Below are 16,988 nucleotides of genomic sequence, written 5' to 3'. Positions count from 1 at the left end.
AAAAGACAGGAATTAATTCAAAAATAAGCTGGAGCAAGAGGACAAGCTGATACTTCCTTTTACATTAGTAATACTATTTTACAGAAATTGATTTGGATTAAAAATGATCTTATAGGGAAAGGTTTTCACAATTGCGGCTAAGGATGTTCGCTGTTAGCGCACGCGTGCCGCGTGTTCCATCGTCCCTAAAAACATAATGGAAAGAGCACACGCGACACGCATGCGCTAGCAATCACAAGAAACAAGCGGTTATTTGGATAATGGGCACTTAATTCAACAAAGGCTTCCCCTCAGTAATAATCGTCAGCTGCACCCGGGGTTTAACTCCACTATTGGGTTCAGCACCAAATGATATCTGATTTTCCCCTGTCCTAAGCGCCGGAACTTTGCCCTGAACCTGAACCTCTTTTATAAATTCGCCCTTAGGTCCGTAAAGTTTACAATCTGTTTCGGACTTGAATTCCAGATACATACCCGATTCCATGCTGACCGGGAAAATGATCTTTTCAGTACCGATCATAATCGAAGGATTGACAATCGTATTTGAAACGATGGGTAAAGCTTTCACCAGACCGATCAGCGTTTCAACCTGCTTACCCGCGGGCAGGTTGTTGTACCATATTTGCAGCTTATCAACTTTATCGAATGCCACTTCATGGCGGTATGAATCATACACATAGAAGCTGGCACTTGAATAGGGTGCCGGCCATACATAATTGCTGAATTCGGAAGATTCAATTTCTACAAGCTCAAAATACTTCCAGCCGACAAAATCGATTTTTATGTAATGATCACCGCGGGCACCATGTGAGATATGATGTGGGCTCTCAATCCTCAGGTTTAAAAGCTGCCCATTACCATCTCCCTTTACCCAAACGCCTAAAGCTTTATTGTTTTTCAGATCCAGGATTGATTCGAATTGTTTCTGCATATTGATCCAGGATGCATCCCTTGCTGATGCCCCTGTGCTTTGAGCAGTAAAAGAAATCGCCGATTCACCAGCAAGTGTCTTCTCCAATGCGGGCTTTAATCCCCCGCTGATTCCTTTTGCTGTAGAATCCTGCTTGAACTCAGATATACCTGAGAAATCGGACAAAACCATATTTTCGGGATCATCGTATGATTTGACAGACATAAGCGGCTCGATTCTTAATTGCAAAGGCTGTGCTGCAAATTCATTTTTAACCTTCCAAATAGCAGAAGGATGGTCAAGACCTGAAACTTTGTGCTTCTGGTAACTCATGGGTTTGAACTTCCAGGCCCCATCGGCCGACTGGAACAGAGAGAAATCTTTGCCCGGGACTCTCAGCTGTTGCTTAATACTATCGCTGAAATAATTCTGATGACGCAATTCCTCATACTGCTTGATGATTGCATTCAACCTCCTGAATGCCGGATTTTCATTCAGGGCTTTCTCATCGAAACCACCCAGCATCGCCAAACCGGCATTATTTCCGATCATTTTGCTTCCCAAATATTCAATATCGTCTGAGAAAGTCGGCTCTACCTGCGGAGGATTCCAGGTCTGATGTGCCCACCAGCCCAACTGCAGCGGAAGTAAAAGCCCGCCATTCTCTGCAGGTGCAATTTTATTGATCTGGGCTACATTTCCGCGCCATAAACCATGCTCATACTCATCCGACTTAATGGAAGATGAATGAATATCAATAAAGCGTTTATAACCCCGTGTAGGGCGGTCCCATGCCTGCCACCTGGAGCGATAATGCCACCAATGGTGAATCATGGAACTCATTTCCATGCCTACCGGGCGTTTCAAATTTTTAGCAACTTCAAAAACGAACTTACCTCCATAATACCAGAAATTTTCAGGCCCGGCAAGAATATCGCTCCCATCAATCGCATCAAAATAAATTCCGTCGAAATTTGCCTGTTCCACAATTTCAGCGGTTCTTTTAGCGATCTCACTAAATAAGGGTGTTTCAACACCAGGTGCAAACCTGCCAAACATTTCCCTCAGATGGTAGGCCTTTTCATTGACCGTATGTGCTGATGCTTTTGTTCCGTTTGCCCCACGCTTGAGTCCGGTGAATTTATATGGGGCATTTTTGCTTATGCCGTCAAATTCAATCAATTCGGTTCCCACCCTTATAGTACGGCTATTCCTAACAAAAAATCCGGTAATCAATGAAATATCCGCTGTCGATTCCTGAACTTCAACTTCAGTATCCGCTTCACCTATTGCTTTAGCGATGGTAAAAGAGTTAAAATAGCCCAGATCCTCACGAGGGACTGGCGTCACATATTTTGAATTCTTATCGATGAAAAAGGCATAAGTATGAAAAATGGAAGAGATCCCTGCATCATGAAGGCGCTTATTGATTCGCTTGAAATTATCCCATCCATCCGGCCATTTTTCAGGGTCAAGTTCAAAATCTCCAAACCTGAAAAATTTCCCACCACCATGATTATCAATCTGAGTAAAGCCAAGGCTTTTGCACATTTTAATCCATTCATCCACAGTATCTTCAGTGAGTGTTCCAAAATTCATCAGATAAGAGCCGAAACCTTCCTTCGACTGCTGTGCCCAGGCTCCACCGGCATTGGAATGTGGAATATCTGTGGCATTAATCATCACCTCCCGAATCAGAGGAAGCATCTCTTTTTGAGGAACACCCAAAACCGTCACCTTTGCACCTTTCATCCCAAAACGCTCGTAAGCAGTGGCTTTCATATGAGATTGTAAAGCGGGAAGTGCAAAAACATGAGTCTGCGGATTCATGGATAGCACGCAAGCAGCAAAAGGTTCATAAGGCATTCCTTCCAGCTTGAGCGGAATATTTATAAAGGTAAGGGATTCAACAGAACCACTTACATTCACAACTTCCAGTCTGAAACGATCCTTTTCAATATCCAAAAGAAGATCAGCAGTCAGTCCAGCAGTTTTAAACTCCAGTTTTAAAAGATTGCCTCTTAAGGAAACAGCACTAACAGGAAACTCCCTGCCATCTTTTTTTATGGAGGCAATATAAGAAGCTGATTTTTTATCGAGATAATCCGTTTTGCTTGCTTTATCGATAAAACGCAGGTTCTTTCCCTGATCATCAATGGCATATTCGATTTTATCATTCTGAATAATGATATCAGCAGCAAACAAAGGATCGGCAGATTCAAAAATTAATCCCAATAATGTGATCAGGAATATTTTGAAAAAAGCATTTGGCAGAAGGATAAGCCCGGAATGTAAAGACCGGAGAAAGGAATACAAAATCTTAGACCTTGTATTCAGCAAGATGGCTGCAACCATAATAATTATTTTAGGACGTGTAAATTGTCAATAATTAATCTGTCGGTCTCTGGCAACCACTTTCCATGTATCACACACTTCTCCATCTTTTATAATTACCGCGCGGTCGTAAAGTGCGACTGTAGGGCATATATGAATCGGGAGCGCATATAAAATATCTCCAATCTTAAAATTATGATTCTTAGCTACCTCAATAACCAGGTGTTCTTCACTCTGACCAAGGGGCTTCAGTTCCGGATGATTTAAAAAGTAAACCCGCTTCTGCAAATCATTTTCTGAAGCAATCGATTTATGCCCAAGATCGATGCATATTTTATCTTCAGCCGGTAGTGAAATAACCCTCGTCAGGACAAGCCCTGCATACTGAAAGTCCTGCTCAGGCAAGGCATCATGATAGCCCTTATCCCAGAAAATAAATGTTCCCGGGCAGCATTCTGTGTTTTGTTTTGATGAGTGAATGGCAAATGTTGGCGTTCCACCCGCGACAAGCAGTGGTAAACCATAACCTTCAGACTGAATTTTATTTCGAAGCTCTTCAGCTTCTTTAAAATCACGGTCACAATGGGCAATACGCTCTGCCAGATCATAATCCCGGATATGGCCATCATAGGCATGAAAACCTTTGAATTCAATGCCTGGGAGCTTCTGCAATTCTTTAAATAAGTCGTATGCCTGAGCAGGTTTTATCCCGGTTCGGTTCATTTCAACATTCAGGTCAATGAACACTGTCAACCCGGACCCGATCCGGGTCCTGGCTGACATTAGTTCGGAGAACATGCGGGCAGATTCAATGTTATCTACGAGACAGGAATACTTTGTAGCAGGATATGCATCAATCAGCTTCAAAAGACGAAGAAATTTTGGCTTTACAGGCTGATAGGCCAGTATCACATCTTCAGCGCCTGCCATTCCGAGCATTTCTGCCTCAGCTATGCTGGCAGCCTTAAATTTCCTGATTCCTGAATCCCGCATCATTTTGCAGACCTCAAGCATTTTATTGGTCTTAACATGAGGTCTGAGCTGTGCCGGATCTTTGACCATAGTCAAAACCTTCCGGATATTATGCTCAACCCGATCCTTGTAGACCACAAGTGCCGGAGAATCAATATTTTCTACATCTTTTATTGTGTACCAGTTCATCGGATAATCATTAAATCAGGCCCAGGCTTTTCTTAGGAAGCGCAACCAGTTTTTATAAAATATATTCTCAATATCTTCGGCTGAATATCCTCTACGCTTTAACATCCCATTCAGTTTTTGCAGATCAGAAATGTCTTCAAGATCATAAGGCGACTGTTCCTTCCCATAAGCACCATCCAGATCACTGCCAATGGCAACGTTCAGACTGTTTCCTGCGAGTTGGCAGATATGGTCATAATGATCTACAATCAGCTCCAGATGTACATTTCTTTCTTTAGGATCGTCTTTTCCACGCACCCAATTGTCAGTCAGCATCCAGGTATCGAAAACTCCGCCAATCACAGCATTTCTCTCTATCAGAACTTTAATCTGATCATCTGTTAACTGCCTTTGGTTATCTACCAGTTTACGGCAATTATGATGGCTTGCCCATACCGGTCCTTGATACATGGATGTTGCCTCATCAAAGCCTTTATCTGTTAAGTGGGTAACATCCAGAATCATATTCAAACGATCCATCTCAGCAACAAGCTCCCTGCCTGCGGCTGTGAGTCCTTCGGTCCTGCCGGTACCTGCAGCATACCTGCCCGGACCATAATGTGCCGGACCGCAAGCCCTTAGGCCATAAGCATATGCTTTTTCAAGATAAGAAATATTGACGAAGGAATCTGCGCCTTCAAGACTGAGTATATATCCCACCGGTTTCCCTTTATCAGGAATGGTTTTATCAAACCAAAGTGCCAGATGGGCTTCCATCTGGCTGAGGTTAGTAATCTGCACCATCTCACCCTGATCTTCCATCGCACGGTACCAGGCTAACTGAGCTTGAGAAATTCCCCATGCAATCTCAGGAGAATTCCAGCCCGGAATAAGACTGCCCCGTTCTACATAACGGGCAATCTGTGTGGCAACCACCAGACCAATCTTACCCTTGCGTAATTCAGGCAATGCTACCGTTCCAAGACCCCGATCAAGTTTATCTGTCATTCCCATCTCACTCTCCCGGATCTCATAAACAGATTTTTTAAGATCCCGGTTCCATTCAATCGCATTCATCGACAGATCGAGATGGCAATCAAAAATAAATATTGATTCTTCAGTCATTTCTTTATTCTGAAAAGTAAAGAGAAATATTTAAAAGCTAAATTTTCTTTCTTTATGTCGCAATTAAAAACCACATAGATACATAGTTTTAGGGTGTATATGTTAGGGGCATAGTTAGAAGCCCGGCTTCCGGGCTTCTAACTATGTGAAATTCCTTTAGGGATCTATATTACACTCATATTTAAACAAAAAGACTATGTGTCTATGTGGTTAACCTATATTAACAATCGAATTGTGGTTAATACTAAAATTACCGTCCCTGGCGAAATGCAATTGCATCAATCTCCACTTTTATGCCATGGCCCAAACCTGATTGTACAGTTGTACGCGCCGGCTTAACTTTTGTAAAATAAGTCGCATAAACCGCATTGTAACGATCAAAATCTTTGATATCACTCAAATGAACCGTACATTTTACTATATCATCGAGAGTAAATCCTGCTGCTTCACAAATACGCTTAACGTTGTGAATAGTCAGATGAGTTTCCTCCTCAATAGTACCCAAAACGAAAGTACTTGTTGTAAAATCTACTGCAGCCTGTCCGCTTACAAACAGCCAGTCGCCTGCCGCCAAAACCCCTGATGAGTATGCTCCGGTAGTAAAACTTTTATCTGCCTTATCCGGGTGTTGTATTTCTATTTTTTCCATTTTCTTTGTGATTAATATTTTTAATAATTTGTTAATTAAATTCTACTGAACCGAAAAATTCCGGCCGATGATAATCCGGTTCTTCGGTTTTTATCTCATTCCAGACCACAAAATGTGGTTCAGGAAGATCATCTCCGCATTTATAAAAGTTCGCGCGGCATTTTTTCCCTTTCAGGGATTTGAACTGATGGTACTGAAATGCGCTGAATGGGATTGAAATGGTCAACTCCCAACCAATATTGGAATCTTTACTATTGGCAGGCTTTATTGCACTGCGTGAGCTTATTGTTTTGATCAGCTCATCACCAGACATAATACGGTTAGATCTTTTTTCCCCAAAGCTTAGCAGACAGGTGCCTGCACAATTGAACTCAAAATTATAGTATTCCTTTTCATCCCCAAAAGAGACGAAAAATTCTACGCAACTGTCCTTATAAACCGGATCATTGGGTTCAGAATAAACAGCCCGGATATGTTTTTCTTCGACGTAAAACTTAAGGAATACAGCCTGATCGCTATAAGCTATTGCAAAAGCTAGCTCGGGTTTGTAGGGGTATGCCGCCCAGGGTGTGATTTTAATTAGTTCCTGATGAACATGATCCAGCTTCGCCGAGATTTCGTCTACAGCATAAATGTTATCTGCATGGATATAAGGAACAGAAAGAGTCTTCATATTAACTATCCTTAGCTTCTTTTTCTTCTTTCAGTTTAGCCAGCTTTCTTTTTACGATATCAAAAGGATATTTCATCGCCAGATTCCTGATTTCATAATTGAAATCGGCAAAGGTTTCTTCCCACAACTTCGATTCTTCGGGTGTGTACTTATAAAAACCATGACCATTTGCAACTCCCTTTCCGCCAGCCTTCACGATATCATCAATCAGCTTTGGCACACGGGTATCATTACAAAGGGTCGGATTGAGATCCTTCATTACATTATGATAGGCAGGTACTCCGGTCAGGTCCATCCACCCGAATACACCTACAAGCGTCATCCAGTAGCCGGTATTATTGCGGCATGCCCTGTCAACGTCTTCAACAGTTGCATACCCGTTTTCAACCAGATAAAAAGCCTCACGGTACATGGCATACATTAAACGATTGCCGATAAACCCGCGGATGTCCTTTCTAACCAAAGTCGCTTCCTTGTTCCAGTAATTAGAAAGCTCATACAGGTATTCTCCCTTTTCAATATCACTTTGATCGCCGCAAATCACCTCCAAAAAGCGGGTGGTATGCGAAGGCTCAGCCCAGTGCAATCCGAAGAAACGATCAGGGTGTTTGGTCATCTTCTGCAAAATACTGATCGGAATTGCCGAGGTATTGCTGGTCATCAATGCATCTTCAGCAATAACGGCTTCAATCTTGCCATAAACTACCTTTTTAATCTCTTCACTTTCAAGGGTACATTCGATAGCCAGTTTGCAAGGATTCAGCGCTCTATAATCTTCAGTAATAATCAGGTTCTTAAAATAGAACTCCGGATCTTCACTGACCAGTCCCTCCTCTTTTGCCTTAACAAAATGTTTTCGGATACGCGATTCGGCGGTGGTCATATCGATGCTGATCGGTGCAATTGCCACCACAGGATGTCCGGCCATCAGAAGGCAGGTGGTAATACTGCAACCCATAAGGCCCAGACCGATAACACCTACAGGAATTTCATTTGTTTTGATTGACATACACTTATTATAACTATTTATTGATCATTCTATGAATCTCAATAGAATACCACTAATTAACTTAAGGGAACTACTTTACCGGTTTTTACTGATTCATCACAGGCAAATGCTATCCTCAGACTGTTCACTGCATCTTCAGCATGAGCGGTCAGATCGAGGTCTTCTACGATTGATTTCAGGAAATATCTTTGCTCCCGATTACAAAGTTCCTGATGATCGGGCTCATCTTCCAGATTGATTACGAGATCTTCTTTGGCGAACATTTCATCCTTGTCAAGATCTGCGTGGTGAAAAAGTATTGATTCTGTTTTGGAATGTGATTCAATGGATGAGGATTTACCTGCGCCACCGGCATTTTTAGCTACAATGGATACAGAGCCTTTCGGACCGAATACATCTTTAACAAAATAGGCCGTTTCACTGATCATTGGCCCCCAACCTGCTTCATACCATCCCACCGAACCATCCTCAAAACGGATCTGGAGCTGTCCATAATTATAATTACCGGCAGGAATATCCTCAGTCAATCTTGCTCCGATAGCATATACCTGCACCGGTTTGGAACGGGTCATCTGACACATTACATCAATATAATGAACCCCGCAATCCACGATAGGGCTAAGGGTACTCATCAAATTACGATGCAGGGTCCACATTGCACCATCACTCTGCTGGTTCAAATTCATCCTCATGACCAGTGGTTTACCCAATTCTCCGGTCAGTTCAATAAATTTCTCCCATGATGGATGATGGCGCAGGATATAACCTACCACCAATTTTTTATTTGCTTTCTTCGCAGCTGCAACTACATGTTCTGCACCTTCCACAGAATCGGCAACCGGCTTTTCAATGAAGACATGACAGCCCGCCTCAAAAGCCTGAACAGCATACTTCTCATGAGTATCCGGATAAGTAGAGATACAAACCGCATCCGGTTTTGTAGCTTCCATCGCCTCATCCATATCGTTAAATAATGGATACTTATTCCCCATTCTGGCATTCAATATTTCCTTGGATTTCCCCCGGGATACAAGTCCAACGACCTCAAATCCCGGGTTTGTATGATAAGCCATGGCATGGGAAGCACCCATGTTTCCACAACCTAAAACAAGGACACGTACTGGTTTTACTTGATTTTGCATATTAGATATCGTTCAATTTATTGATGTTAGCGTATAGGTTTTATAATTTCTGTGAGGTTATTTTTTTAACCACATAGAAACATAGAGATTAATTTTTAGGTAATAAATTAAAATACTCGTTTACATAGGTTTTTTGTCCTTCTTTAAAGATATTATTACAATTGAAGTTTATTAAAATACCTTTTGGAGATTTTAACAGTTTCATATAGTGCTAATTCCTCTTTTAAACATTGATGATAAACGCTTTCAAGCAAGCCTCTTCCCATTATTTTATGCACTTCAATGGCCGCACCCACAACAACATAAGTCAATTCGTCCAAATATCTTTGCGTTATCATTTGTTGATCATACTGAAAATACTTCGATGTATTTAATAATGTAACAACATAGAAACACAGTTTTCACATTTCTGCACTAATGCAGAACTATGTATCTATGTGGTTAAAAACAAATCATTCTTGCCTGCCGATTTACAGTTTACATAATTGTTTTTTTTTATAAATTCCCCTTCTTTAATTCACCTACCGCATGATCGCAAGCCCTTGCGGTGAAAGCCATATAAGTCAATGACGGATTTTGACAGGCGTTTGAAGTCATGAAAGCACCATCCGTAACGAATACATTCTTCACATCATGCATCTGATTCCATTTGTTCAGGACTGAAGTTTTGGGATCATGCCCCATGCGTGCGGTACCCATTTCGTGGATTGCCATTCCAGGTATTGCCGGTCTGTCGAACGACTGAATATCTTTCATTCCGGCAGCCTCCAGAATCTCGGCCGCATCGTTTCTCATATCAATTCTCATTTTCCGCTCGTTCTCACCAAACTCACAATCTACTGCAAGCAATGGAAGTCCCCATTTATCCTTCTTTGTTCTGTCAAGAAAAGCACGGTTTTTAAATTCCGGTAAATGTTCACCGAAAGATCCCAGTCCCATAGTCCATGGACCTGGTTCTGTCATTTCCTCCTTGAAGTCTTGTCCAAAACCCATTTCTGGAATAGCACGCTGCCATCCTGTACGGCTTGCACCTCCTCCGTAGTGGAAACCGCGTAAATAATCCCGCTCCGGCTTATCACCGAGGTTGCGGTAACGCGGAATATAGATTCCAATCGGGCGACGACCATAGTAATATTTATCATCAAAGCCTTCTGCCCTTCCTGATGCTCCAATCTGAAAGTGATGATCCATCAGGTTATGCCCAAGATGGCCGCTGCTATTACCCAACCCATCAGGGAAGGTATCAGAAGTTGAGTTCAATAGGATTTGTGTAGTACCCAGAGTTGAGGCGTTCATAAAGATAATTTTTGCAGAATACTCAATATGCTCATTGGTCTCTGAATCAATCACCATAACTCCTTTTGCCTTCCTGGTTTCTTTATCGTAAAGAATCTCACTTACAATCGAATACGGACGAAGGGTCAGGTTACCAGTGGCCATTGCGGCGGGCAGAGTCGCCGATTGTGTACTGAAATAAGCACCGAAAGGACATCCCCTGCTACAAAGATTTCTATTCTGACAGCTACCTCTGCCATTATGCGGAACGGTCAGGTTGGCCATCCGGTAAACGGTCATCATCCGCTCTTTGTTATAATGTTTTTCGATTCGCTCTTTCACTGCTTTCTCGACACAGTTCATTTCAAATGGAGGTAGAAAAATTCCATCAGGCAATTGAGCAAGCCCCTCCTTTTGTCCGCTGATACCAGCAAAGCGCTCTACATAATCATACCATGGTGAAATATCCTTATAACGTACCGGCCAGTCAACGCCATAGCCATCCTTTGCATTGGCCGAAAAATCCATCTCACTTAAACGGAGACAACCACGTCCCCAGGTAAGAGATCTTCCACCTACATGATAGCCACGATACCAGTCAAATCGTTTTACTTCAGTATAAGGACAATCAACATCATCTACCCAAAACTTTGCATTAAACTCGCTGTACTGACCGGCACGGGTTTGTACCAAATGGCGGCTACGCTCCTCGGGAGTGATTCTTCCTCTGTGTTTGAATTCCCATGGCTTCATTAAGGCCGTATCATAATCCTTAACATGCTCAACATTCCGACCGCGCTCCAGCATTAAGACCTTTAATCCCTTCTCCGTCAATTCTTTGGCTGCCCAACCACCGCTAATACCCGAACCAACTACTATTGCATCGTAGGTATTTTGCTTCTCTGCTTTTATATTAATATTCATGTATCTTATTCAATATTCTGTTAATCAATAATTAGGTAGCCCATGCTTTCTGTCCGGGCTGCAATGGAATACAGGCTTCATACTTGCCCGGAATATGGACATAGCGCAAGGCCTGAGTAGCTCCTATCTCAGAAGTATAATAACCGAGGCAGGTAAGTTCGTACATCAGCTGGAAAAAATGAGAAGGAGTAGTTCCGGCAGCGATCTGTGCCTGAACCTCAGCTTTAAAGAATTTAAATATCCCTTCGCGTTCTTTAAGAGTTAATGATGTAAATGATTTCTTATACTGGCTTTGTGAAACCTCATCTACTCTCATTAAACCATCCGCAAAATGCTTTTGAATGTCTGCGGTATAACAATCCTGCATCATCATCACTATAAACGGGCCAAGGCCTGCAGCTTTGGCACCAGGTACTCCTTTGGTATCTGGAATAATGGTGTCGGCAATTTCTCCAATTAATGCTTCCTGTGAAGCTATTGATTTTGATTCAATACCTTTCCCCGAAACCGGGCTCAGCACATCGGCCAATGCTCCAAAGCCTGAAAAAGTAATTGCTCCTCCCAATAAAAAGGTAGCCCTCCTGACTGCTTCTCTTCTATTCATCTATCTGTTTTAAATAATTATTATTCGTTTGATTCCGGACAATTAGCCGGGTATCCATGTCGTTACAAATGATATAAACTTTAGATAATTCCGGCTTACCAGGCTTCAGTCTGGCAAGAAATGCCCGAATCACTAATATTTGACTATAATAAGTAATTTTCTTTAAACTGAGAGCTATGATCTGTATTTTATCCAATTTTAAGGGTGGTCATATTTACCATCAGGGCTTAGGAAAACGCATATCCTGTCACGAATAAAAATAAACCTTATTTCATTAAATGACTGATACTTTTATTCGCAAAAGCAATCCAATTTGCCATCCTATACTTTTGGAATTTTCAGAATTGGCACAATATCAAACAAGCAAAATCACAAATTATTAGCTTCTTGCAAAATCCAGCAAATCCCGGATATTTCCCCTGTCGGCTTCTTTTAACGCATTGATATAATTTTTTCTGGTCTGATCAGGCCTGTTCATTTTGGATTGGCTCCAGGAAAAAGGATTTTCGAAAAATATGCTTTCCATTATAATATCCGCCATCATTCTGGAATGTCTCCCATTTCCGTTTGAAAAACAATGGATATTAACCAGACGATGTTTAAACCGGATAGCTATCTCTCCCTTTGGATAGATATTTTTATCAATCCAAAAGTTGGTATCATCATGTAAGGCTTTCAGTTCTGTGGCAATTAATATCCATTTTACTCCCAAATTTCTTTCAGATCTTCTGAACTCCCCTGCCCATGACCAAACATTACCGAACATCTTTTTATGGAGCACTTTTATAAATTTTTCAGTCAGTATCTGCTCTTTTCTGAATTTGGTTTTAATTGTCCCCTCAACAGCCTTTTCAATATTTAATTGCTCATGCTCATCTAAATCAGCATGAGTAGTAATCATTTTCAGTAGCAGACCCTCTTTCTCCTCTTCACTGAGGGGTGTTTGACCATCTTCATAAGCAATTTCTAATCCCATAAAGATTTACTCATTTCCCTTTTCAATTCATCTGCCAAATCAATGATAGCCCGTTTAATTTGTTCATCATTATTCCCCTGGTTCTCCAGCTTCATATTCTGACTCGTCCTTAGCACAATTTTTTCAGCAAGAGACTCTGCTTTGTAACTAATCAGGTCTTGCAGTGATCCATGTTTAGGGACAAAACCATAAACAAATTTCATTTCCAGAACTTCTCCAATTTCCTTTAACGCTCTTAAAGATATTGACCCGGATGATTCACTTTCTTCTACTTTTTTTGCTCCCTGTCTGGTCATTTTAAGCTTGCTTCCCAATTGCTCTAATGTCATATTCAGCGTTACTCTGATTGTGTTAATCCAGCCCCGATCAGGTATTATTATATTGACAGTATCCGAAAATGGTTTGAGTTTTCTATCCAGTTGCTCAACCAATAACTTCCCTTTTGTTCTCATAATAATCGAAATGTCTAATAAAAGTAAATATAAATATTGACATTTTTATATTTAAGTAAACATTTTTATATACACATAAACATTAAAAGTAAATGATCTAATTTACAAGATTGCCATTTAAAGAGGCTTTTCTAACTAAATTATAGCAATTACACCTCGGATTCATTCGCTTAATGATTGAATTACAGCATGAATCATTCTTTTGCTATGAAGTTCCCACGACTGCTGGCTCTCTGGCAAAACGTAGTTAAGGCTGATGATTATTGACAGTCTGTTTCTCTTAATTTAAAAGAACTATCAAAGTTCAGAGAGTCCGGATATTTGAAAAAGAATCTATCATTTCGGCTATAACTTTCTCCATAGCCTTCTATAAACTTGTCACCCTCTAACTTAAAAGCTACCTGCCTGCAGGATTGAACACCTTCAGAAAGAAATGTATACTCTGCAAGTAAAATATTTCCATTCATCCTTCCATTTATGGTTCCGGTATTTTTATCCTTTTCTTTAAAATTATAAATCAAAGAGCCAGTAACTGAGTCTCCTAAATGGGTTAGGTTTAAACTTACCGTATCAGCCGCACCGGCATACAAATAACAATTTGTAGATGAAGGTTCATCCTTATTTGCAATAGTTGAACTGCTTGTTTCTGTTTCCTTAACCTGAGTATTACATGAGGCCAAAAGAACTGCGAGGATTAGAATATTAAATATTTTCATGAGTATAATGTTTGATAAATATTTTAAACAAAATTCTAATGCAATAAAACTGCCAGGTTCCATTTCGGATCAAAATCTAAATTAATGTGAACTCGACATAATACTTAAAAACCGCATAGAAACATAGCATTTTATAGCTACCAACCTCCATTTTAGACACAGATAGCCTTGAAGCTTCGCTTCAATCTATGTTTCCTTTAATGCATAATTTAAGTCAATCTATGTGGTTAGATATTTATATGTCGAACTGACGTTAAATTATGTCTAAGAATTATCTGAATCTACTGAAATGAGGTGATTTTGAATCCAGTAGACCTTTATGCTTAAAGCTTAGGCTCAAAAACCGTTACTTCAGAAAGCGCGTTAAACAAATACACAGCACCGGTTTTAATTTCGACGCAGCGATAGCGTTTTCTGACCAAAGTTTCTTTTCTGAACACGCGTCCATCAGGTAATGAGAACAGGGTTTTCATCGGAAGTTTTTCTACGCAAACAATGTGGTCCGGTTTACTGTCGTATTGCTTCAGAACGCGGTAAAGCTTGAGATCAACGCAACTGGAAGCGGCCGGGTTTTCGAGATAATTTTGTATGGCATGATTAATATCCGGCGGGAAGATGGATTGCTCAAAAAAGGGCTTCATCATTCGCTTAAAATTATTTTTCCATTCTTGTCCATGGGGCTTTGCTTTCCGCTTGTATTCATTCCAGGTCAACAAATGAGCAAATTCATGAACTGATGTAATCAGGAAGGCATAGGGATTGAGATTATAATTAACCGAAATCCGGTGTCCGGCATTTTTAAAAGGGTGGCGATAATCGCCATGCTTGGTACTTCGGTTTCTGGAGACCTTAAACTCACATTCAAAATAATCTATCCAGCGCGCGATAACAGGCGCCGCACCGGGTGGCAGGTAATTATTCAGAACTGTAATCTTATCCAATTTTATTTCAGAAGCTGGTATACAAACAGACTTGCAAGATAAGCCAAAGTGGTCATGTACACAATTTGAATTAAAGGCCATCTCCAGCCCTTGGTTTCACGGTAAACCACGGCGATGGTGCTGATACATTGCATTGAGAAAGCGTAGAACATCATCAGTGAAAAGGCCACGGCAGTAGTAAATACAGGCAATCCCGTTTCCGGATTCCGTGCAGAAGCCATTTTCTGACGTACAGATTCCAGGTGGGAATCATCCCCTTCCACGCTGTAAATGGTTGCCATTGTACCTACAAATACTTCACGTGCAGCAAAGGAAGTAATCAATGCGATACCTATCTTCCAGTCAAAGCCCAGCGGCCGGATTACCGGCTCAATAGATTTGCCTAAAATTCCAGCATAGGAGTTCTCAAGTTTTTCGGAAGCAATCAGACGATCAATTTCTGCAGGTGGAAGCTGTTTTCTTATTGAAACTTCGTTATACTTGCTATCAATTTTATCAAAGCGATCTGATGGTCCGTAAGATGAAAGCACCCATAAAATAATGGATACTGCAATAATGACTTTCCCGGCTTCAATTACGAAGGCCTTTACACTGCGATACATGGTCAAAAGCACATTATTCCATCGCGGCATTCGATAAACCGGAAGCTCCATGATGAAGTATCCGCGTTCGCGTGCGCGGATCATGTGCTTCATTACCCAGGCGACTAAAATTGCACTCACAATACTCAGAAGATACAATGACATCAATGCCAGTCCCTGCATATTAATAAAGCCCCAAACCTTCTCATCAGGTACCACCAGTGAGATCAATAAGGTATATACCGGCAGACGTGCAGAGCAGGCTATCAATGGAGTGACCATGATAGTAATCATCCGGTCCTTCCAGCTCTCAATATTCCGGGAACTCATGATCGAGGGAACTGCGCAGGCAAATCCACCGATCAATGGAACGATAGATTTACCACTCAGGCCCACTTTGCGCATGATCTTATCCATCATGAAAGTAACCCTCGACATGTATCCGGTATCCTCCAGAACGGAGATACAAGCAAATAAAATAGCAATCTGCGGAATAAAAATTACAACCCCACTTAATCCGGCAAGTACCCCATTCACAAGCAGATCGGTAAATACTCCCGGAGGCAGGATCTGCAGGCTTACTTCCGTTAACCAAATGAACAGGCCCTCAATCAGTGACATTGGATATTCAGACCAGGAGAATATGGCCTGAAATATCATGAAAAGTATCGCGAAAAAAATAACGAAACCAAATATCTGATGGGTAAGAACCTTATCGATCCGGTTACTCATTGTCTCCTGTTTGGGATCAGAATGAATTTTCACAGTGTCGAAAAGCACATCGTTGATGAAATTATACCGGGCAATAGTCTCGGTTGCTTGTGCTTTTTGCGAATGAAAGTTAAATTCCTTATTGAGTCCGGTGACCTTCTGTTTCTCCATTTCGGATAGAAAGGCCAGGTCTTCGTATTGATGAGCGATCTGCAATGCGGTATAAGGCTTATCAATCTTCAGTTCATCCTGAATCGCTTTAATCAGCTCGGGTGCTATGCTTTCAACCTCAATGGAAGGCAACTGAAGAGGAATAGAACTATTATTCAGTATAGCCTGCTTCAGACGGTCAATCCCCTCCTGCTTCCGGGCAGAAACAGGAATAACCTGAACTCCAAGCTTCAGCGCCAGCTCATCGACAGAAATTTCAATCCCTGAGCGTGCAGCCAGATCCATCATATTCAGGGCGATAATGATAGGAATATTCAGATCTGCGATCTGAGAGAAAAGCAGTAAATTTCTTTTAAGATTGGATGCATCAGCAACAAAAATGATCAAATCGGGAAAGTCAGGCCCGCTTTTATCGCTAAGTGCATCAAGCACAATACGCTCATCCCTGCTTTTGGGATAAAAACTGTAGGTACCGGGAAGATCTGTGATTTGAGCAGTTCGCTGGTCGGGGAATTTACAATATCCTGTCTTCTTCTCGACAGTTACTCCCGGGAAATTACCGATCTTTTGGTTTAAACCAGTTAGAACATTAAATAGTGTAGATTTTCCGGAATTAGGGTTTCCAACTAATGCAATTTTTAAATCGCCGTTCACC

General features: G+C 41.3%; 15 protein-coding genes. All 15 read right to left on the bottom strand.

The window, feature by feature from the left end:
- Window positions 1-268: 268 nt before the first annotated feature.
- Window positions 269-3,265 carry a hypothetical protein gene (locus Q8M41_RS01605; protein WP_305363485.1) on the bottom strand — a complete coding sequence of 999 codons (2,997 nt, stop codon included), beginning with the start codon at window positions 3,263-3,265 and terminating at the stop codon, window positions 269-271.
- A gap of 27 nt (window positions 3,266-3,292) precedes the next feature.
- Window positions 3,293-4,405, bottom strand: coding sequence for a D-TA family PLP-dependent enzyme (locus Q8M41_RS01600; protein WP_305363484.1), 1,113 nt, complete (start codon window positions 4,403-4,405; stop codon window positions 3,293-3,295).
- A 15-nt stretch (window positions 4,406-4,420) separates the two neighbouring features.
- Entirely contained in the window at window positions 4,421-5,509 is a 1,089-nt protein-coding gene (locus tag Q8M41_RS01595) for a dipeptidase (RefSeq protein WP_305363483.1), read from the bottom strand.
- A 250-nt stretch (window positions 5,510-5,759) separates the two neighbouring features.
- Window positions 5,760-6,158 carry a RidA family protein gene (locus tag Q8M41_RS01590; RefSeq protein ID WP_305363482.1) on the bottom strand — a complete coding sequence of 133 codons (399 nt, stop codon included), beginning with the start codon at window positions 6,156-6,158 and terminating at the stop codon, window positions 5,760-5,762.
- Between the two features lie 31 nt (window positions 6,159-6,189).
- Window positions 6,190-6,831, bottom strand: a complete 642-nt coding sequence (locus Q8M41_RS01585; RefSeq protein WP_305363481.1) for a carbohydrate-binding family 9-like protein — start codon at window positions 6,829-6,831, stop codon at window positions 6,190-6,192.
- Window position 6,832: 1 nt separating this feature from the next.
- Window positions 6,833-7,840 (bottom strand): 3-hydroxyacyl-CoA dehydrogenase family protein, encoded by a 1,008-nt coding sequence (locus Q8M41_RS01580; RefSeq protein ID WP_305363480.1) that lies wholly within the window; start codon window positions 7,838-7,840, stop codon window positions 6,833-6,835.
- A gap of 56 nt (window positions 7,841-7,896) precedes the next feature.
- A complete protein-coding gene (locus Q8M41_RS01575; RefSeq protein WP_305363479.1) occupies window positions 7,897-8,982 on the bottom strand; it encodes a Gfo/Idh/MocA family protein in 1,086 nt (361 codons plus the stop codon).
- Between the two features lie 155 nt (window positions 8,983-9,137).
- A complete protein-coding gene (locus tag Q8M41_RS01570; protein WP_305363478.1) occupies window positions 9,138-9,320 on the bottom strand; it encodes a GxxExxY protein in 183 nt (60 codons plus the stop codon).
- A gap of 157 nt (window positions 9,321-9,477) precedes the next feature.
- A complete protein-coding gene (locus Q8M41_RS01565) occupies window positions 9,478-11,181 on the bottom strand; it encodes a GMC oxidoreductase (RefSeq protein ID WP_305363477.1) in 1,704 nt (567 codons plus the stop codon).
- A 31-nt stretch (window positions 11,182-11,212) separates the two neighbouring features.
- Window positions 11,213-11,785: a gluconate 2-dehydrogenase subunit 3 family protein gene (locus tag Q8M41_RS01560; RefSeq protein WP_305363476.1), complete on the bottom strand. Its 573-nt coding sequence runs from the start codon at window positions 11,783-11,785 to the stop codon at window positions 11,213-11,215.
- 379 nt (window positions 11,786-12,164) lie between these two features.
- Window positions 12,165-12,761 (bottom strand): mobile mystery protein B, encoded by a 597-nt coding sequence (locus tag Q8M41_RS01555; protein ID WP_305363475.1) that lies wholly within the window; start codon window positions 12,759-12,761, stop codon window positions 12,165-12,167.
- Window positions 12,752-13,213, bottom strand: coding sequence for a mobile mystery protein A (locus Q8M41_RS01550; RefSeq protein WP_305363474.1), 462 nt, complete (start codon window positions 13,211-13,213; stop codon window positions 12,752-12,754). The genes Q8M41_RS01555 and Q8M41_RS01550 overlap by 10 nt, the downstream gene beginning before the upstream one ends.
- Window positions 13,214-13,473: 260 nt before the next feature.
- Window positions 13,474-13,929 carry a hypothetical protein gene (locus Q8M41_RS01545; RefSeq protein ID WP_305363473.1) on the bottom strand — a complete coding sequence of 152 codons (456 nt, stop codon included), beginning with the start codon at window positions 13,927-13,929 and terminating at the stop codon, window positions 13,474-13,476.
- 323 nt (window positions 13,930-14,252) lie between these two features.
- On the bottom strand, window positions 14,253-14,870 hold the full coding sequence (locus tag Q8M41_RS01540; RefSeq protein WP_305363472.1) for a SprT-like domain-containing protein: 618 nt from the start codon (window positions 14,868-14,870) through the stop codon (window positions 14,253-14,255).
- A gap of 2 nt (window positions 14,871-14,872) precedes the next feature.
- Window positions 14,873-16,987, bottom strand: a complete 2,115-nt coding sequence (feoB, locus tag Q8M41_RS01535; RefSeq protein ID WP_305363471.1) for a ferrous iron transport protein B — start codon at window positions 16,985-16,987, stop codon at window positions 14,873-14,875.
- Window position 16,988: the final 1 nt, after the last annotated feature.

Origin of the sequence: Daejeonella sp., assembly GCF_030684675.1 — a bacterium.
Taxonomy (GTDB): domain Bacteria; phylum Bacteroidota; class Bacteroidia; order Sphingobacteriales; family Sphingobacteriaceae; genus Daejeonella.
Note: the sequence above shows the minus strand (reverse complement) of the source record. Positions and strands in the feature narration are given on the sequence as shown.